The sequence below is a fragment of the Mycolicibacterium neoaurum genome, assembly GCF_036946495.1.
Classification (GTDB): domain Bacteria; phylum Actinomycetota; class Actinomycetes; order Mycobacteriales; family Mycobacteriaceae; genus Mycobacterium; species Mycobacterium neoaurum_B.
On sequence record NZ_JAQIIX010000001.1, the window covers coordinates 186154 to 205768 of the forward strand.

Sequence of the window (19615 nt, forward strand, 5' to 3'; positions counted from 1 at the left end):
GCGATCTCCCTCGCGGCCGAGCATGGGCGCGGCGTGGTGACTTATAGTCGCCCGGTGAGTACGGATCCTGTTCCGTCGGCGCGGGATCGGTTCGCGCGTCTGAAAGCGCTGGCCCCGGCCATATTCGCGATCAGCGCGGTCCTGCGGGTGGCATCGACCATGGGGTACTACCTCGTCGAGGGCGACGCCTTCTTCGATTTACGTATCTACGTACTCGGGGGCGCGGCCCTGAACAATCCGGGCACCCTCTACGAGTTCTTCTACACAGATCCGTTGAAGAACGAACAGCTTCCGTTCACCTATCCGCCGTTCGCCGCGATCCTGTTCTATCCGCTGCACCTGCTTCCGTTCGGCCTCACGGCGCTGCTGTGGCAGATCGCCCTGGTGGGTGCGGTGTACGCGACCGTGCGTCTGAGTCAGCGCTTCGTCGGTGGTGGGAGTCGGCGGATCGCCATGCTGTGGACCGCGGTGGCGATCTGGATGGAGCCGCCCGGCGGCAGCATCCAGGTCGGACAGATCGGCATCTTCCTCATGCTCGCGGTGCTCTACGCCGCCTACAGCACACGCTGGTGGTTGTCCGGTCTGTTGATCGGGGTGACGGCCGGCATCAAACTGACCCCGGCCATCACCGGTGTGTACTTCGTGGGTGTACGCCGCTGGGGGACCGCCCTCTTCTCGGCAGTGGTGTTCTTCGCGACCGTCGGCATCGGGTACCTGTTATTGCCCGACGAGACGCGACGGTACTTTCCCGGACGCATGAGCGAGGCCGGTCATGATCTTCCCGTCGGGTCGGTCTGGAATCAGTCCTGGCGCGGCGGGTTGTCGCGGATCGTGGGCCATGACGTGGGCACCGGGGCGCTGCTCATCGGCGCGCTGGTGCTCACCGCGCTGGTCGCGGTGTTTGCGTGGCGGTCGCTGGGATCGGTGGCCGGCGAACGGGACCGCCTGGCGTCGCTGTTGGTGATCCAGATCTTCGGGCTGGTGGCCTCGCCGGTGGCATGGACCCACCACTGGGTGTGGGTGGTGCCGCTGCTGATCTGGCTGTTCCATGGGCCCTGGCGCGCGAAACCCGGTGCCCGCCTGCTGGGTTGGTCGTGGTTCGTGCTGATGGTGGTCAGCGTCCCGACCCTGCTGTCCTCGGCGCAGCCCAGCATCCACGACATCAGTCAGCCCTGGTATCTGGCGTGGGCCGGACTCGTCTACATCGTGGCGGCTGTCGCGACGATGATCTGGATGATCGTGACGGGACGACGCGCCGAGTCCGTGGGTGACTCAGCCGCCGACGGGCCCGGACTCGGCCGCCCGCCGGTAACTGCGCACCGCCGCGGGACCGAAGATACTCCCGAGCAGGATGACCCAGACCGCGGTGACGGCCAGCGGTAGTCCGATGTCCGCCTCGCCCACCGACAGCAGTCGCATCGTCTCGACCGCCGCGGCGACGGGTTGGTGCTCGGCCAACGGGCGCAGCGCCGCCGGGGTCTTATCGGCGGGGACGACGGCGGCGAAAGCCAGTCCGACGCTCAACGTGCCGAACCAGGCCAAGATGGTACGGCCCTCGCCGCGCAACCCGAGGATGATGACGATCATCGCGTAGACCGCCACGACCAGGCTCGGGATGACCAGGTACCCCGCCAGCGCCGCGATGTTGCCGTGGAAGCGGAATCCGAGACCGTAGCCGATCGCGGTGACCAGCGCGGTGCCCAGCAACGTGCGAAGGGCCTCGGCCAACACGATGCCCGCCAGCGCGCTACCGCGGCGGACGGGCATCACCCACAGGCGGGTGAGCAAGCCGCTCTCGCGGTCATGGGACATCATCGACCCCGACGCCGCCGACCCCGACATGGCGCCGACCAGCGCGCACACCGGGATGAGCAGGTCGAGTCCGCTGTTGCCGGTGATCCGGGTCATCGACTTGCCCACCAGCACGCTATAGGTGAGCAGCAGTACGGCGGGGAACAACAGCGCCTGCAGCGGCACCGTGGGATGGCGGCACCATTGCACGAGCAACCTGGCGGCGAAGACCCAGACCTCGTTGGCCAGCGCCCTCGCCCCGCCACGATGCTGCGGTTGCGGCCGGGTCATCGGACTCGTCGCTGTTCGCGCAGGGCAGCGTAGCCGAAGAGGCAAAGAAACAGCAGGCACCAACCCAGGCTGGCCATCGCATTCGGCGTATCAACCCGGCCGTCGGTGAAATCGCGCAGGGCCTCGGTGATCTGGGAGACAGGCTGGCTCGACACGAACGGCTGCAACGCCGTGGGGAAGGACTCCGCCGGGGCCAATCCGGTCGACAACAGGACCAGCAGCAACTGCGGGATCAGCAGCAGTTGGCCGGCGACCTCGCTGCGCTTCGCCCGCGCGCCCACGGCATCGGCACCCAGTGACAGCGCCAGGGTCAGCAACAGTGCGAGTGCGAAAAAAGCTGCAGCATAACCGATTCCGCCGGTGAATCGGAATCCGAACGGTAGGGCGCCCAGGGTGGCGGCCACGACGGCGAGCACGCCGCGCACCAGGCAGTAATACATGCGCGCCGTCAGCGGCGCGTACCGCGAGATCGGCAGGGTCTGCAGCCGCCTGCTCATCCCGTCGACATTGTCCGCGGCCGCACGGTCGGTCGTGGTCAGCGCCCCGAAGAACATCGCCTGCACCACGACCGCCGGGAGTACGTACTGCGCGTAGGTCATCCCGTCGGTCACGATGACGTCCTGCAGCAGGAAAACCAGCCCGATGATGCCAACCAGAGGAGCGACGACGGCGAACGCCAGATCCACCCGATTGCGTCGCATGAGCCGCGCGGCCAGGATGACCGGCGCGCTCACGATGCGGGGGAGGGGGCGGTCAGGTGCAGGAACACCTCGTCCAGCGTCGGGCGTCGCAACGAGATGTCGAGGAGTTCGACGCCGATGTCCTCCAGGCGTCGGAACACCTCCGACAGCGTCGCCGTGCCGCGCGCGGCAGGCACCGAGACGCGCATGGCCTTCGCGTCCACCTCGACCTCGTCGAAATCGGTGAGCGCCGCGGCGATGCGGGGCAGATCCTCGGCGTGCATCACCGTCATCTGGCAGTAGCCGGGCCCGGCTCGCCGTTTCAGTTCGTCGGCCGTCCCGCTGGCGACCACGCGGCCCGAATCCAGAATCACGACGGAGTCGCTGAGCACATCCGCCTCCTCCAGATACTGGGTGGTCAGCAGGACGGTGATGTGCTGCGCCGACAGTGCCGAGACCAAATCCCACACGTCTCGCCGACTGCGCGGGTCCAGTCCGGTCGTCGGCTCGTCGAGGAACAGCACGGTGGGCTGCACCACCAGCGACACGGCGATGTCGATGCGCCGGCGCATGCCGCCGGAGTATCCGCTCACCGGCCGGTCGGCGGCCCCGCTCATGTCGAACTGGGTGATCAGCTCGTCGGCCCTGGCCCGGGCCCCGCTCTTCGACAACCCGCGCAGGCGGGCGAACAGCACCAGGTTCTCCCGGCCGGTCAGACGCAGGTCCAGCGCCGCGTCCTGGCCGGTGACCCCGATGGCGCGGCGCACCTGCGCGGCTTCGGTGACCACATCATGGCCTGCCACCACCGCCGAGCCCGCCGTGGGCCGCACCAGTGTCGAGAGGATGTTGACCACGGTGGTCTTGCCCGCACCGTTGTGGCCGAGCAGGGCGCATACCGAACCGGTGGGGACCGCGAAGCTCACGTCCCGCAGAGCGGTGACGCCGCCGAACGTCTTGGCGACACCGTTGAGCTCGATCACGAAATCCCACGATACAACCGGTGTCGCGCCGTCGGCGCCGGCCGATCGGGCCGGCCCGGCCTGCGGTGTGTCAGACACGTGCCCGCGACACGCCCGGGGATGTCGGTCGGCACCCATAGAATCGTCGTCCTATGGGCTCCTCGTTCGTGCATCTGCATAACCACACCGAATATTCGATGCTCGACGGCGCGGCCAAGGTCAAGCCGATGATCGCCGAGGCCCAACGCCTGGAGATGCCCGCCATCGGAATGACCGACCACGGCAACATGTTCGGGGCCAGCGAGTTCTACAACGTGGCCACCGCCGCAGGTATCAAACCGATCATCGGTATCGAGGCCTACATCGCCCCCGGTTCGCGATTCGACACCAAGCGCGTGCAGTGGGGTGACCGCAGCCAGAAGGGTGACGACGTCTCCGGTAGCGGCGCCTACACCCACATGACCATGGTCGCCGAGAACGCCGCCGGTCTGCGCAACCTGTTCAAGTTGTCCTCGCTGGCCTCGTTCGAGGGCCAGCTGGGCAAGTGGTCGCGCATGGACGCCGAGCTGATCGCCGAGCATGCCGAGGGCATCATCGCCACGACCGGATGTCCGTCGGGGGAGGTGCAGACCCGGCTGCGGCTCGGGCACGAGCGGGAGGCGCTGGAAGCCGCCGCGAAATGGCAGGACATCTTCGGCAAGGAGAACTTCTTCCTTGAGCTGATGGACCACGGCATCGAGATCGAGCGCCGGGTCCGCGACGGCCTCCTCGAGGTGGGCCGCAAGCTCGGCATCCCGCCGCTGGCCACCAATGACTGCCACTACGTCACCCGCGAGGCCTCGCAGACTCATGAGGCGCTGCTGTGCGTGCAGACCGGCAAGACACTGTCGGATCCCACCCGGTTCAAGTTCGACGGTGACGGTTATTACCTGAAGTCCGCCGCCGACATGCGGGCGCTGTGGGATCCGCAGGTGCCCGGTGCCTGCGATTCCACTCTGCTGATCGGCGAGCGCGTGCAGTCCTACGCCGACGTGTGGACCCCGCGCGACCGGATGCCGGTCTTCCCGGTGCCCGACGGCCATGATCAGCAGTCCTGGCTGACCCACGAGGTGATGACCGGTCTGGCGGAGCGGCGGTTCGCGGGCGCGCAGGTTCCCCAGGAGTACATCGACCGCGCCAACTACGAGATCAAGGTCATCTGCGACAAGGGCTTCCCGGCATACTTCTTGATCGTCGCCGACCTGATCAACTACGCCCGCTCGGTGAACATCCGGGTCGGCCCGGGTCGTGGGTCCGCGGCCGGTTCGCTGGTGGCCTACGCCATGGGCATCACCAACATCGACCCGATCCCGCACGGCCTGCTGTTCGAGCGGTTCCTCAACCCCGAACGCCCGTCGGCACCCGATATCGATATCGACTTCGACGACCGCCGCCGCGGTGAGATGGTGCGCTACGCCTCGGACAAGTGGGGTAGCGACCGGGTCGCCCAGGTGATCACCTTCGGCACCATCAAGACCAAGGCCGCGCTGAAGGACTCTGCCCGGGTCAACTACGGCCAGCCCGGTTTCGCCATCGCCGACCGCATCACCAAGGCGCTGCCGCCGCCGATCATGGCCAAGGACATCCCGCTGTCGGGTATCACCGACCCGAAGCACGAGCGGTACAAGGAAGCCGCCGAGGTGCGGGGGCTGATCGACACCGACCCCGATGTGCGCACCATCTACGAGACCGCGCGCGGTCTGGAGGGTCTGGTCCGCAACGCAGGCGTGCACGCCTGCGCGGTGATCATGAGTTCCGAACCCCTGGTCGACGCGATCCCGCTGTGGAAGCGCCCGCAGGACGGCGCGATCATCACCGGCTGGGACTACCCGTCGTGTGAGTCCATCGGCCTGCTGAAGATGGACTTCCTCGGCCTGCGCAACCTCACCGTCATCGGTGACGCGCTGGAGAACATCAAGGCCAATCGCGGTATCGACCTGGACATGGATCATCTCCCGCTCGATGATCCGGCGACCTATGAGCTGTTGTCCCGCGGCGACACGCTCGGGGTGTTCCAGCTCGACGGTGGGCCGATGCGCGATCTGCTGCGGCGCATGCAGCCGACCGGCTTCAACGACATCGTGGCCGTGCTGGCGCTGTACCGGCCCGGCCCGATGGGTATGAACGCGCACAACGACTATGCCGACCGCAAGAACGGTCGCCAGCCGATCACACCGATCCATCCCGAGCTCGAAGAGCCGCTCAAGGAGATCCTCGCCGAGACCTACGGCCTGATCGTCTACCAAGAGCAGATCATGTTCATCGCGCAGAAGGTCGCGTCCTACACCATGGGTAAGGCCGATGCGCTGCGAAAAGCCATGGGCAAGAAGAAGCTTGAGGTGCTCGAGGCCGAGTACAAGGGCTTCAAGGAGGGGATGACGGCCAACGGGTTCTCCGAGGCCGCGGTGAAGGCGCTGTGGGACACCATCCTGCCGTTCGCCGGGTACGCGTTCAACAAATCGCATGCCGCCGGCTACGGTCTGGTGTCCTTCTGGACGGCCTATCTCAAGGCCAACTACCAGGCCGAATACATGGCGGGTCTGCTCACCTCGGTCGGTGACGACAAGGACAAGGCCGCCATCTACCTGTCGGACTGCCGCCGGCTCGGCATCACCGTGCTACCCCCGGACGTCAACGAGTCGGTGCACAACTTCGCCTCGGTCGGCGACGATATCCGTTATGGCCTGGGCGGGGTGCGCAATGTCGGCGCCAATGTGGTCCAGTCGATCATCAACGCCCGTAACGAAAAGGGTAAGTACACCGACTTCTCGGACTATCTGAACAAGATCGACATCGCCGCCTGCAACAAGAAGGTGACCGAGTCGTTGATCAAGGCCGGCGCCTTCGACTCGCTGGGGCATCCTCGCAAGGGGCTGTTCCTGGTGCACGCCGATGCGGTCGATTCGGTGCTCGGGACCAAGAAGGCCGAGGCCATCGGCCAGTTCGATCTGTTCGGCGGCGGGGACGCCGACACCGGGATGGAGTCGGTGTTCACCATCCCGGTGCCCGAGGGAGAGTGGGAGGACAAGCACAAGCTGGCGCTCGAACGAGAGATGTTGGGCCTCTACGTGTCCGGCCACCCCCTCGACGGTGTCGCCCATCTGCTCGCCGCGCATGTCGACACCCAGATCCCGGCGATCCTGGAAGGCGATATCGCCAACGACACCCAGGTGCGCATCGGCGGAATCCTCGCCTCGGTGAACCGCCGCGTCAACAAGAACGGTCTGCCGTGGGCCTCGGCGCAGGTGGAGGACCTGACCGGCGGTATCGAGGTGCTGTTCTTCCCGCAGACCTATTCGGCGTTCGGCGCCGATATCGCCGATGACGCGGTGGTCATCGTCGGGGCGAAGGTGGCCATCCGGGACGATCGGATCTCGCTGATCGCCAACGACCTTGTGGTGCCCGACTTCTCGAATGCCCAGGGTGATCGTCCCGTCGCCGTCAGCTTGCCGACGCGGCAGTGCACAGTGGACAAGGTGACCGCGCTCAAGCAGGTGCTGGCGCGGCACCCCGGCACCTCGCAGGTGCATCTGCGGCTGATCAGCGGTGAGCGCATCACCACTCTGGAGCTCGATCAGTCACTGCGGGTCACCCCGTCCTCGGCGTTGATGGGCGATCTCAAGGCACTGCTCGGCCCTGGTTGTCTCGGCGGCTGATCCCACCCGCACCGGCGATCGGACCTACAGGTCGATGGCCACCATCGCGCTGTCGGGCCACAACGCGCGATGCGTTGCCCGACGCAGCTTTTCGCGCAGCGGGAGGTCGCGGTGCACGCTGGTGACACCGGGGATCCTCACCATCGGCAGGACGTTGTACTGCCACCCGTAGCGGCGGTGCAGCGCGGTATTGGCCTGCTCGGCCGCCTGGCCGGTGAGCAAGCGGGCCCGGCCCGGACGGAAGTCGCCCACGTGCTCGCCGCGGTGATCGCAGACGGCCACCTCGACGTCGGCGTGTGCCTGCAGTCGACGGGTCTTGGGACCGATCTTGGTGCGTAACAACATGGTTCGTCCGTCCAGTGTGAACCACATCGGTGTGTCGACCGGCGTACCGTCGCGTCGGTAGGTGCGCAACATGGCGTACCGGGATCGGCTCAGGGTGGTCAGGTCGGTATCTGTTTCTGGCATGACGCCAGTGAACAACTTAGAGTTGACTCGAAGTCAAGCGATGTCGAGAAGGGGGCGGCAATGACCGGGGCGTTGGCGGCCGGGTTGACCATCGGCGAAGTGTCTCGCCGTACCGGGATTGCCCAGACCACCCTGCGGTACTACGAGCAGGTCGGGCTGTTGCCCGCCCCGGACCGGGTGGGCGGTCAACGCCGTTATCAGGAGACGGTGCTGGTCCGGCTGGAGATCATTCGCGCATGCAAGACGGCGGGGTTTGCGCTGGAGGACATCGCGGTGCTGATCGGCGATGACACGCCGGGTCGACCCGCCTCCCGGGCGTTGGCGCAGGCCAAGCTGGCCGAGATCGACGCGACCATCGCCTCGCTGCTGCGCGCCAAGGAGACCATCCGCCGAGGGATGGAATGCCAGTGCCCGTCGATCGATGCGTGCGCGTGCGGGGTCGATCTGCAACCGGTGTCGGTCGATACCTAGCGGCGCGCAGCCATGCTGCCGGCCACCCAGATCACGGTGGCGATACCGGCGGCGGTGAGGACGGCGGTGCCCATGCTCGCGGTCACCATGCCGACCAGCGCCAGGACCAGCACGCCCACGATCAGCGCGAGCAGCTTGTGCATCGGCCAGGGCACCCCGGCGATGGCGAATTCGGTCTGGGTCGTCACCGCACCACGATAACTCGCAACCCAGAGTTCGGGCAACCGAAACTATGTATTGGGCGTGTCACGTCCGATTGCCAATTTTCACGGACGGCCCAGGTGGTGGCACCATTGTCGGGGTGTCCACCGATCTGAACCAGAGCACCTCGCCGCTGACCGCCACCGACGTGGATGAGGCTGCCGAGCGAATTTCGGGTGTGGTCACGGTGAGTCCACTGCAGTTCAGCGATCGGCTGTCCCAGATCACCGGTGCGCAGGTCTATCTCAAGCGCGAGGATCTGCAGGCGGTGCGCTCCTACAAGCTGCGCGGCGCCTACAACATGCTGATGCAGCTGACCGCCGAGGAGCTCGCCGCCGGGGTGGTGTGTTCCTCGGCGGGCAACCATGCCCAGGGCTTCGCGTTGGCCTGCCGGTCGATGGGCGTGCACGGACGCGTCTACGTGCCCGCCAAGACGCCCAAGCAGAAGCGCGACCGCATCCGTTACCACGGGGGCGAGTTCATCGAACTGATCGTCGGCGGCAAGACCTATGACATGGCCGCCCAGGCTGCGCTCGATGATGTGGCCCGCACCGGAGCGACGCTGGTGCCGCCCTATGACGACCCGCGCACGATGGCCGGCCAGGGCACCATCGCCGTCGAGCTGCTCGACCAGCTGCCCGGTGAACCGGACCTGGTGATCGTCCCGATCGGCGGCGGCGGGTGTATCGCCGGTATCACCACCTATCTTGCCGAGCGCACCACCGGTACCGCGGTACTCGGTGCCGAACCCGCGGGCGCGGCCTCGATGTTGGCCGCCCTCGCGGCCGGCGCCCCGGTGACGCTGGAGCATGTCGATCAGTTCGTCGACGGGGCGGCGGTGGCCCGCGCGGGTACGCACACCTTCGCCGCCTTGGCCGCCGCGGGTGACATGGTGTCGGTGACCGCGGTCGACGAGGGCGCGGTGTGCTCGGCGATGCTCGACCTGTACCAGAACGAGGGCATCATCGCCGAGCCGGCCGGCGCGCTGTCGGTCGCCGCGCTGTTGGAGGCCGATATCACCCCCGGTGCGACGGTGGTGTGCATCATTTCCGGCGGCAACAACGACGTGTCGCGTTACGGGGAGATCCTGGAACGCTCCCTGGTGCACCGTGGGCTCAAGCACTACTTCCTCGTCGACTTCCCACAGGAGCCCGGCGCGCTGCGGGGCTTCCTCGACACGGTGCTCGGGCCCAACGACGACATCACCCTCTTCGAGTACGTCAAGCGCAACAACCGGGAGACAGGCGAAGCCCTGGTCGGCATCGAGATGGGCTCGGCCGGCGACCTGGACGGACTGTTGACCCGCATGCAGGCCTCCGATGCCCACGTCGAACTGCTCGAGCCGGGTTCTCCGACGTACCGCTACCTGACCTGAGCCGCCTGCACATCCCGCAGTACCGCGAACGACTGCGCGGGGATCTGGGTACCGCCGTCCCCTGGTGAGGGCGGCTCCCAGGCCAGCGCGACCTCGCCGCTCACCGGCACGGTGACCGGAACGTCGCCGAGGTTACAGATCACCGCAAAACTGCCGCGGTACATGATGATCCAGCGTGCGGACTCGTCGTAGTCGATACGCAGATGGCTCAGCCACGGATCGGCGAAGTCGGGTTCGTTGTGCCGCAACGCGATCAGGGCGCGGTAGGTCTGGTACAGGCGAGCGTGCACACTCTGGTCGACCTCGCTCCACCTCAGCTTGGAACGCTCGAAGGTTGCCGGGTCCTGTGGATCCGGGATCTCGTCGGCATCCCATCCGTGCGCGGCGAATTCGGCCTTGCGGCCCTCGGCGGTGGCGCGGGCCAGTTCCGGTTCGGGATGCGAGCTGAAGAACTGGAAGGGGCTGCTTGCACCCCATTCCTCGCCCATGAACAGCATGGCGGTGTACGGCGATCCCAATGCAAGTGCGGCCTTGACCGCGAGCTGCCCGGGTGTCAGGTTCTGCGATGGTCGATCGCCGACCGCGCGGTTGCCGACCTGATCGTGGGTCAGCGTGTAGGCCACCAGTCGCGTCGCGGGCACCGTGGCGATGTCCAGGGGGCGGCCGTGTCTCCGGCCGCGGAACGACGAATAGGTGCCGGCGTGGAAGAAGCCGTGGCCCAATGTCTGCGCCAGGGTCTGTAGTGAGCCGAAATCGGCGTAGTAACCCTGCCGTTCGCCGGAGACCGCGGTGTGGATGGCGTGGTGGATGTCATCGTCCCACTGGGCCGTCATCCCGAGCCCGCCTCGATCACGTGGCGTGATGGTCCGCGGATCATTCATGTCACTCTCGGCGATCAGCGCCAACGGCCGACCCAATTGCGTTGCCAGCTTGTCGGTTTCGGCAGACAGCTCCTCCAGGATGTGAATGGCCGTGGTGTCGACCAGCGCATGCACGGCGTCCAGACGCAGACCATCGGCACCGAACTCGCGCATCCAGCGCAGCGCGCAGTCGATGATGTAGCGGCGCACCTCGTCGGCACCGTCGTCGGCGATGTTGATCGATTCGCCCCACGGGTTGCTGCCGCTGGACAGATACGGGCCGAAGCGCGGCAGGTAGTTCCCGGACGGTCCGAGGTGGTTGAACACGGCGTCGATCAGCACACCGAGGCCCCGCCCATGGCAGGCATCGACGAAGCGCAACAGTGCGTCCGGCCCACCGTAGGGTTCGTGGACGGCATACCAGAGCACACCGTCATAACCCCAGCCGTGGCTTCCGCTGAATGCGTTGACCGGCATCAGCTCCACAAAATCGACGCCCAGATCGACCAGGTGATCGAGCTTTTCGGCGGCCGCGTCGAGGGTGCCCGCCGGGGTGAAGGTCCCGATGTGCAGCTCGTAGATGGTGGCGCCCTCGATCGAGCGGCCCGCCCACGGCGCCGGCGGAGCCGCGGGCTGCCACCGCTGTGAGGCGCCGTGCACCCCGTCGGGTTGCCGGGGTGAGCGCGGGTCGGGCAGCACCGTGTCCTCGTCGTCGAGCAGGTATCCATACCTGCTGTCCGGACGCGCCTGGACATCGGCATGCCACCAGTTCGCCTCGTCGCGCACCATCGGGTACCGCACACCGTCGAGCTCCAACTGCACCCGGTCGGGTCGGGGTGCCCACACCTCGAACGTCGCCATCACACACGCTCCAGCAGCACGCCGGGCAGCTCGGCGAACAGGTCGGCTGCATCGGCGACGCCGACGAACGTGCGACCGGTCAATCGGTCGGTCCAGTGACCCTCGGGCAGCGTCACACTGGTCTCACCCCAACCGGTGTCTTCGAGCCGGGCGGTGCATCGGCTGACCGCCACCACGACGTCGGCGCCCCTGGAGTAGGCGAGGACATGATCGGCTGCCGGACCGCCGGCCAGCAGTGGGCGGTATCCGCCGCTCAGGTAGGTCTCGGGCCGTTCGCGTCGTGATCGCAACGCGGCGTTGACGATCCGCATCTTGGGGTCGGCCAGCTCGGTGAGCGCCTTTCGACGAACCGAGTAGTCCACCGGTCGCCGGTTGTCCGGATCGACCAGGCTGTCGTCGAGAAGTTCGGTGCCCTGGTAGACGTCGGGAATGCCCGGCACGGTGAGCGCGAGCAGCTTCTGGCCCACGGCATCATTGAGCGCGTGCGGCTGGAGCCGGCCCACCAGCGCGGTGAGTTCGGTACCCACCGGTCCGTCGAGCACGGCGTCCAACCAGTCGTGCACCGCCGCTTCGAACTCCGTGTTCGGGTCGTTCCAGGTGGTGTGCACACCGGCCTCGCGGATCGCTTTCTCGGCATAGGCATGCAGCCGGGTGCGCAGTTCGTCGGTTACCTCGCCATCCACCGGCCAGACGCCGAAGATGTTCTGCCACAGGAACAGCGCGGTATCTGCATCGGGAGCGATGACCACCTGCGACCAGCGTGCCACCCGGTCGGCCCAGAGCGCAGGCACCTGGGACAACACGCCGATGCGCGCCCGGACGTCTTCGCTGCGCTTGGTGTCGTGGGTGGAAGTGGTCACCATCGCGTGCGGCCACAACGCCGCCCTGGTGGCGTTGCGGGCATGGAACTCGGCGGCGCTGACACCGAACAGGTCGGGTTCGCCACCGACCTCGTTGAGGGTGACCAACCGAGCGTCCCGGTAGAACTGACAATCTTCGACGGCTTTGGCGGTGACGGCACCACACAGCTGCTGGATGCGTTTGGCCGATTCGCCGGCTCCGGCAAGTGCAGTGGCCACGATCTGCAGTGGGGCAGCGAGATCCGGACGGGCGGAGATGGTTTCGGCGATCGCCACCGGGCCCAGTGCGGCGAGGGCGGGATAGTCGAACCGGTAGACGCCGATATGGGTCAGCAGTGCGGTGATCGATTCGGGCAGCTGTGGGTGGTCGGTCCGCGTCTCGGCGACGATCGTCCGGCGCACCCGGGCCAGCTCGCTGGCCAGGGTCACCGTCGCTGCCGTCCTCTTGAGCTCGGCGATCTGGCTCGCGTACTCGGAGGTACCGCCGTAGAGCCCGTCGAGTTCGGACCGGGCGGAAGGATCGATGAAGACGCCCCCCACTTCGCGCAACGCGTCGTAACCGGTGGCGCCATCGACCGGCAGCGCGGTGTCCAGGGCCTCGTCGGGGGCCAAAATCTTCTCGATCACGATCCAGGCGTCCTGGCCGACGAGTTCGCGCAGCCGCGCCAGGTAGTCGGCGGGGTCGGTCAACCCGTCGGGGTGGTCGATGCGCAGCCCGTCGACCAGTCCGTCGCTGAACCACCGGGCCACTTCGGCATGCGATGCGGCGAACACCTCGGGGTCTTCCTGGCGCAATCCGGCCAGCGAGGTGATGGAGAAGAATCGGCGATACCCGCACACGTTGTTGCGCCAGCCAATCAGCTTGTAGTGCTGGCGCCCATAGACCTGCTCGACGGTGCCGCTGCCGGTACCCGGCGCGATCGGCCACGTCCGGTCGCCCAGGCGCAACACGTCGCCGTCGACGGCCAACCCGGCGATGTCATCGTCAGAACCCAGCACCGGCAACACGATTCGTCCGTCGGCCAGATCCCAGTCGATGTCGAAGTACGCGCCGTACGCCGAATCCCTGCCGTGGGTGAGCACATCCCACCACCAGGGGTTGGCCCGGGGATCCTCCACGCCGACGTGATTGGGCACGATGTCCACGATCACGCCGAGGCCCCGCTCGCGCGCCGCGGCCGACAGAGCGGCAAACCCGTCGGGACCGCCGAGGGCCGCGGAGATCGTGGTGGGATCGGTGACGTCGTAGCCGTGCGTCGAGCCCACCGCGGCGGTCAGGATGGGGGACAGGTACAGATGGCTGACCCCCAACTCGTCCAGGTAGTCGAGCAGGGCGAGTGCATCGGCGAAAGTGAACGCGTCCCCGCGCATCTGCAGTCGATATGTGGAGACCGGGACACCCATCAGCCGTTACCGCCTAGGTCGTTTTCTTGAGCACCCGAAGTGATCGTGGCTGCAGCGAGATCTTCTCGCCGGCAGATATGGTCACCTCGTCGGCACCGGCGGGGTCGCCGGTGTCCAACGCGGTTACCCACTTTTCGGCGTAATCATCGGGTGGCAGCACGAAATCGAGTTCCTCGTCGTGTGCGTTGAAGCACAGCAGGAACGAATCGTCGCGCACCCGCTCACCGCGCGCGTTGGGCTCGGGGATGGCGTCGCCGTTGAGAAAGACCGCGATGCTCTTACCGAACCCCGATCCCCAGTCTTGCGGCGTCATCTCCGCACCGGCCGGGGTCAGCCACGCGATATCGCGTACCTGCTCACCGCTGCGGATCGGGTTGCCTGCCAGGAACCGGCGCCGTCGGAACACCGGGTGCTTCTTGCGTAGGGCCACTGCCTTGCGGGTGAACTCGAGCAGTTCGGCGTTCTCGTCGAGTTTGGCCCAGTCCACCCACGCGACCGGCGAGTCCTGGCAGTAGGCATTGTTGTTGCCGCCCTGGGTGCGGCCGATCTCGTCGCCGTGGCTGATCATGGGGGTGCCCTGCGACACCATCAGGGTGGCGATCATGTTGCGCATCTGCCGGGACCGCAGGCTGATGACGGCGGGATCGTCGGTAGGCCCCTCCACACCGCAATTCCAGGATCGGTTGTGGCTCTCGCCGTCCCGGTTGTCCTCACCGTTGGCCTCGTTGTGCTTCTCGTTGTAGGAGACCAGGTCGGCAAGGGTGAACCCGTCGTGGCAGGTGACGAAGTTGATGCTGGCGCCGGGCCGGCGCCCGGTGTGCTCGTAGAGATCCGAGGACCCGGTCAGCCGGGATGCGAACTCGCCCAGGGTGGCCGGTTCGCCGCGCCAATAGTCGCGCACCGTATCGCGATACTTGCCGTTCCATTCGGTCCACAGACCAGGGAAGTTGCCGACCTGATAACCGCCTTCGCCGACATCCCACGGTTCGGCGATCAGCTTGACCTGGCTGATCACGGGATCCTGCTGTACCAGGTCGAAGAACGCCGAAAGCCGGTCCACATCGTAGAATTCGCGCGCCAGCGTGGAGGCCAGGTCGAAACGGAAACCGTCGACGTGCATCTCCAGCACCCAGTACCGCAGCGAGTCCATGATCAGCTGCAGTGTGTGCGGGTGTCTGGCGTTGAGGCTGTTACCGGTACCGGTGAAGTCCTTGTAGAACTGCTCCTCACCGTCGAGTAGCCGGTAGTACGCCGCGTTGTCTATTCCGCGGAAATTCAGTGTCGGACCCAGATGGTTGCCCTCGGCGGTGTGGTTGTAGACCACGTCGAGGATCACCTCGATACCCGCCGCATGGAAGGAACGCACCATCGCCTTGAACTCGGCCACCGCGCCGCCGGCGTGGCGGTTCGACGCGTATTCGGAATGGGGTGCGAAGAAGCCGAACGTGTTGTAGCCCCAGTAATTTCGCAAGCCGAGGTCGAGCAGCCGGTGGTCGTGCAGGAATTGGTGCACCGGCATCAGTTCGATGGCGGTCACGTTGAGCGCCTTGAGATGTTCGATGATCGCGGGGTGGGCGAGTCCGGCGTAGGTGCCGCGCAGGTCCTCGGGGATGTCGGGATGGCATTGGGTCAGGCCCTTGACATGAGCCTCGTAGATGACCGTCTCGTGGTAAGGGGTCTTGGGGGCACGGTCCGATCCCCAGTCGAAGAACGGGTTGATCACCACGCTGGTCATGGTGTGGCCGAGGGAGTCCACCGCGGGATCGGCCGGCGTGACGGCCGGATGGTCGGACTCCAGGTCGTAGGAGAACAACGCCTGACCGAAGGTGAAGTTGCCGTAGAAGGCCTTGCCGTAGGGGTCGAGCAACAGCTTGCTCGGATCGCAGCGCTGCCCGACGCCGGGATCCCACGGCCCGTGCACCCGGAAGCCGTAGCGCTGGCCTGGACTCACCGTCGGCAGGTAGGCGTGCCAGACGTAGCCGTCGACCTCGTCGAGCGGAATCCGTTGCTCGGTGCCGTCCTTGGCGATCAGACAGAGTTCGACCAGCGTGGCGACCTCGGAGAACAACGAAAAGTTGGTTCCTGCACCGTCATAGGTGGCGCCCAGTGGGTAGGGCGTACCGGGCCAGACCGTCGTGGCCACGTCACCACCAGCCGGTCGCGGCTGCCAGCTGCCGTCCGAGTTCGTTGGTCATGGAGCGCACGTAGGTTGTCGACAGATGGTGAGAGTCGTGATACATCAACACATTTCCCTCCACTACCCGGCAGAAGTCCGGTCGGCACACGGCGTCGGTCATATCGAGCGGCTTGAGGTTGGGGAACCGTTCCAGATAGTCGAGTGTGGGGTTGGTGTCGGACAGTACCTCAGCCCGATCGATACCGCAGGAGATGGCGTCGCCGCCACTGGCCAGGCAATCGGCGGGAAAATAGGGCTTGTTGTTACGCGTCAGCCATGGAGTGTCACGCATGGCCAGCACGTCGATTCCCGCGTCCAGGAACTCCTGCCAGATACCGAGGTACTGGCTGGGCATCACGTCGCCGGGTTTGATGTTCCACGGTCGGGTGGAGGTGGTGAAGACGTAGTCCGGTTTGTCGGCCAGCAGTCTGGGCATGACCTTCTCGTTCCACTCCCGGCATTTCGGGTAGGGACGGTTGTCGCCCATCACCAGTGGCTTCTGCTCGGTGGTCAGCGGGCAGCCCATCTTGAGGTAGGTGACGATCTTGAAATCGTGGAGCCTGCCGAGCAGGTCGAGAGCGGTGATCCAGTGTTCGGCATGGGAGCCGCCCGCCAGGGCGATCGTGCGGGTGGCCTCTTTGTCCCCGTAGGTGCAGTTGATGACGTCGACATTGTCGAAGTCACTGATACACCCGGCCGGGGTCGATTCGGGGATGTCGTTCTTTGCTTCCAGCACCGTCGGGCGCATCGGCAGCTTGGGAACCTTCGCGTGATTGATCAGCGCCCGTGCCCCGGGGTAGTCCCTGGCCGAGAGCCCCGAGAGCTCCTTGCCGCTGGCCCGCTCGACGGTCACGTGCTCGCGCCAGGTGAACGATGTCGCGGTCAGTGTGACGCCCAGCAGCGTCACGAAGGAGCCCAGCACGATCGTGGGGCGCCGCAGCCGCGCGCGCCACGGAACCGTCGCCGCCGTCGTCGATCGCGCCGGTGCTCGGTAGCGCAGCGGGGTCTCGACGTAACGCATCGTCAGCCAGGCCAGCACGCCGGAGATCAGCAGCACCGCGGCACCGTCGACGAAGCCGACGTGTTCCTTACCGCTGTAGGCCAGCCAGAAGATCAGCAGCGGCCAGTGCCACAGGTACAGCGAGTAGGCGATCGAGCCCAGCCAGACGAACGGCCGGGTCGCCAACAACCGGTTCGGGGCGGGCAGTGCGCCGTCGGTGTGCGGGTCGGCCGCGCGGTTGGCCGCGGACAGGATGAACAGGATGGTCGCCCCGACCGGCACCAGCGTCCACGGTCCGGGGAACTCGCGGACACCGTCGATCAGCCAGCCGCAGGACAGGATGGCCGCCAGGGCGATCATCGCGATGACTGTCCGCAACCACATCGGCCAGCGCACGTAGGGGACCAGGGCGCCGACCAACGCCCCGAGCGTCAGCTCCCACGCCCTGGCGAAACTGTCGTAGTAGGCGATGGCCTGATCGGTGTTGTGGGCGTGGATCGCGTAGATGAACGAGGCGATGGTGACGGCGGTGAGCACCACGATGAACACGGTCCGCAGGTGCCTGCCCAGCCTGCCGCGCAGCGTGTAGGCCAGCGCCAGGATCAGGGCGAGGAAGGCGATGTAGAACTGGCCCTGCACCGACATCGACCAGATGTGCTGCAGCGGGCTGACGGTCTCACCCGCGCGCAGATAGTCCGCGGCGGTATTGGCCAGCTCCCAGTTCTGGTAGTACCCCAGGCTGGCCAGGCTCTGGTCGGCGAATGTCTCCCAGCGTGTCTCCGGTTGGATCAGGATGGTCAACACCGCGGCGGCGGCCAGCACCACGATCAGCGCCGGCAACAGCCGGCGGACCAGCCGGATGACCTCGGATACCGGCCTGATGGCGGTCGCCTCGTCCAGTGCCGAACGCAGCAGCCGTCCGCCGAAGAAGAAGCCCGACAGCGCCAGGAAGACGTCCACACCGCCGGAGACCCGCCCGAACCAGACATGGAACACCGCGACGAGTGCGATGGCGACACCGCGAAGTCCGTCGAGGTCATGCCGATAGAAGCCCGAGGTGCGGGTTCCGGTGCTGGACACCGGGCCATCGGTACGCGCAGGTCGGGCTGGAGCGAGGGTCATCATGGTCGGGGAGTCAATCTACCCAATTATCCTGGGTGCCTCAGGCCACGGGCGTGGCGTCACACCGCCCGGGTGAGGCGATAGTGTCCGGAGCCATGCCCGCGTTGACGCCGGCCGAGATCGGCGCGATCGACTCCGCGCACATCTGGCACCCCTACAGCACCATGGGCTCCGCGGCGCTGCCGCCGGTGGTGGCCACCGCCGCGCGTGGCGCCTGGCTCGAACTGCATCACCGCGGACGTCGGATCGACGCCCTCGACGCGATGAGTTCGTGGTGGACCGCGGTGCACGGGCACGGACACCCCCGTCTGGATGCCGCGTTGAGCGCGCAATTGGCCACCATGAACCACGTCATGTTCGGCGGGCTGACCCACGAGCCCGCCGCCCGGCTGGCCCGACTGCTCGTCGACATCACCCCGGCCGGACTGGAGACCGTGTTCTTCAGCGATTCCGGTTCGGTCTCGGTGGAAGTGGCGGCCAAGATGGCGTTGCAGTACTGGCGCAGCCGAGGACGGCCGGCCAAGCACCGGCTGATGACCTGGCGGGGTGGGTATCACGGTGACACCTTCACGCCGATGAGTGTGTGCGATCCGGACGGCGGTATGCACGCCATCTGGAGCGATGTGCTGGTCCGCCAGGTCTTCGCGCCCGCGGTGCCCGGTCCGTTCGACGCCGACTATGTGGCCGCCTTCGAGGCGCAGTTGACCGAGCATGCCGACGAGCTCGCCGCGGTGATCGTCGAACCCGTGGTGCAGGGTGCCGGTGGGATGCGTTTTCACGATCCGCGGTACCTGGTCGAGCTGCGCCGGATCTGCGATCGCCACGATGTCCTGCTGATCTTCGACGAGATCGCCACCGGTTTCGGCCGAACCGGAAAGTTGTTCGCCGCCGACCACGCCGGTGTCAGCCCCGACATCATGTGTGTGGGCAAGGCGTTGACCGGCGGGTATGTCACTTTGGCTGCGACATTGTGCACCGCGGAGATCGCGGCGACGATCAGTAGCGGTGACCCGGGCGCGTTGATGCACGGCCCGACCTTCATGGCCAACGCCCTGGCGTGTGCGGTGTCCGTGGCCGCTGTCGAGCTGCTGTTGGAAGGGGACTGGCGCGGTGCGGTCTCCGGTATCGAGGCGGGTCTGCGGGCCGGACTGGAACCGGCGCGCGAGCTGGCCTCGGTGGCCGATGTTCGTGTGCTGGGTGGCATCGGTGTCATCGAGATGACCGAGCCGGTCGATATGGCGTTGGCCACCGAGACCGCGCTCGAGCACGGATTGTGGTTGCGGCCGTTCGGCACGCTGGTCTATGCCATGCCGCCGTTCATCTGTACGTCGGACGAGGTGAGTCAGATCGGTGCGGGCATGGTGGCGGTCGCGCGTGCATTAACCTGAACGGTGTTCAAGT

The 19615-nt window shown here is 66.6% G+C and carries 14 protein-coding genes; 5 read left to right on the top strand and 9 right to left on the bottom strand.

The window, feature by feature from the left end:
* Positions 1–33: 33 nt before the first annotated feature.
* Entirely contained in the window at positions 34–1383 is a 1350-nt protein-coding gene (locus PGN27_RS00755; protein ID WP_418888509.1) for a mannosyltransferase, read from the top strand.
* On the opposite strand, the gene PGN27_RS00760 is transcribed toward PGN27_RS00755, so the two are convergent.
* From PGN27_RS00760 to PGN27_RS00770, 3 genes are read right to left on the bottom strand one after another with little or no spacing between them, the layout of a single operon-like run.
* Positions 1273–2082, bottom strand: a complete 810-nt coding sequence (locus PGN27_RS00760) for an ABC transporter permease (RefSeq protein ID WP_335324362.1) — start codon at positions 2080–2082, stop codon at positions 1273–1275. The two genes, PGN27_RS00755 and PGN27_RS00760, sit on opposite strands and share 111 nt — an antisense overlap.
* Entirely contained in the window at positions 2079–2816 is a 738-nt protein-coding gene (locus tag PGN27_RS00765; protein ID WP_335324363.1) for an ABC transporter permease, read from the bottom strand. Before PGN27_RS00765 ends, PGN27_RS00760 begins: the two co-directional genes overlap by 4 nt.
* Positions 2813–3742 carry an efflux ABC transporter ATPase subunit, DrrA-related gene (locus PGN27_RS00770; protein WP_335324364.1) on the bottom strand — a complete coding sequence of 310 codons (930 nt, stop codon included), beginning with the start codon at positions 3740–3742 and terminating at the stop codon, positions 2813–2815. Before PGN27_RS00770 ends, PGN27_RS00765 begins: the two co-directional genes overlap by 4 nt.
* A gap of 131 nt (positions 3743–3873) precedes the next feature.
* Between PGN27_RS00770 and dnaE the strand changes: the two genes are divergently transcribed.
* On the top strand, positions 3874–7416 hold the full coding sequence (dnaE, locus tag PGN27_RS00775; protein ID WP_335324365.1) for a DNA polymerase III subunit alpha: 3543 nt from the start codon (positions 3874–3876) through the stop codon (positions 7414–7416).
* Between the two features lie 24 nt (positions 7417–7440).
* Here dnaE and PGN27_RS00780 read toward each other — a convergent pair whose 3' ends face one another.
* Positions 7441–7884 carry a PPOX class F420-dependent oxidoreductase gene (locus tag PGN27_RS00780; protein ID WP_335324366.1) on the bottom strand — a complete coding sequence of 148 codons (444 nt, stop codon included), beginning with the start codon at positions 7882–7884 and terminating at the stop codon, positions 7441–7443.
* 60 nt (positions 7885–7944) lie between these two features.
* Between PGN27_RS00780 and PGN27_RS00785 the strand changes: the two genes are divergently transcribed.
* On the top strand, positions 7945–8355 hold the full coding sequence (locus PGN27_RS00785) for a MerR family transcriptional regulator (protein WP_335324367.1): 411 nt from the start codon (positions 7945–7947) through the stop codon (positions 8353–8355).
* Here PGN27_RS00785 and PGN27_RS00790 read toward each other — a convergent pair.
* Positions 8352–8543: a hypothetical protein gene (locus PGN27_RS00790; protein WP_335324368.1), complete on the bottom strand. Its 192-nt coding sequence runs from the start codon at positions 8541–8543 to the stop codon at positions 8352–8354. The two genes, PGN27_RS00785 and PGN27_RS00790, sit on opposite strands and share 4 nt — an antisense overlap.
* A 113-nt stretch (positions 8544–8656) precedes the next feature.
* Here PGN27_RS00790 and ilvA point away from each other — a divergent pair, with 113 nt between their 5' ends.
* The gene (gene ilvA, locus PGN27_RS00795) at positions 8657–9931 is read left to right on the top strand and encodes a threonine ammonia-lyase IlvA (protein WP_335324369.1); all 1275 of its coding nucleotides are present in this window, start codon (positions 8657–8659) and stop codon (positions 9929–9931) included.
* Here the strand turns inward: ilvA and treZ are convergent.
* From treZ to PGN27_RS00815, 4 genes are read right to left on the bottom strand one after another with little or no spacing between them, the layout of a single operon-like run.
* Positions 9919–11652, bottom strand: a complete 1734-nt coding sequence (gene treZ, locus PGN27_RS00800; RefSeq protein ID WP_335324370.1) for a malto-oligosyltrehalose trehalohydrolase — start codon at positions 11650–11652, stop codon at positions 9919–9921. The genes ilvA and treZ overlap by 13 nt on opposite strands.
* The gene (gene treY, locus PGN27_RS00805) at positions 11652–13916 is read right to left on the bottom strand and encodes a malto-oligosyltrehalose synthase (RefSeq protein ID WP_335324371.1); all 2265 of its coding nucleotides are present in this window, start codon (positions 13914–13916) and stop codon (positions 11652–11654) included. The genes treZ and treY overlap by 1 nt, the downstream gene beginning before the upstream one ends.
* Before the next feature lie 13 nt (positions 13917–13929).
* On the bottom strand, positions 13930–16059 hold the full coding sequence (glgX, locus tag PGN27_RS00810) for a glycogen debranching protein GlgX (RefSeq protein ID WP_335324372.1): 2130 nt from the start codon (positions 16057–16059) through the stop codon (positions 13930–13932).
* A gap of 1 nt (position 16060) precedes the next feature.
* Positions 16061–18217, bottom strand: coding sequence for an acetyltransferase SucT (locus PGN27_RS00815; protein WP_335324373.1), 2157 nt, complete (start codon positions 18215–18217; stop codon positions 16061–16063).
* Positions 18218–18309: 92 nt separating this feature from the next.
* Between PGN27_RS00815 and PGN27_RS00820 the strand changes: the two genes are divergently transcribed.
* A complete protein-coding gene (locus PGN27_RS00820; protein WP_335324374.1) occupies positions 18310–19602 on the top strand; it encodes an adenosylmethionine--8-amino-7-oxononanoate transaminase in 1293 nt (430 codons plus the stop codon).
* Positions 19603–19615 lie beyond the last annotated feature (13 nt).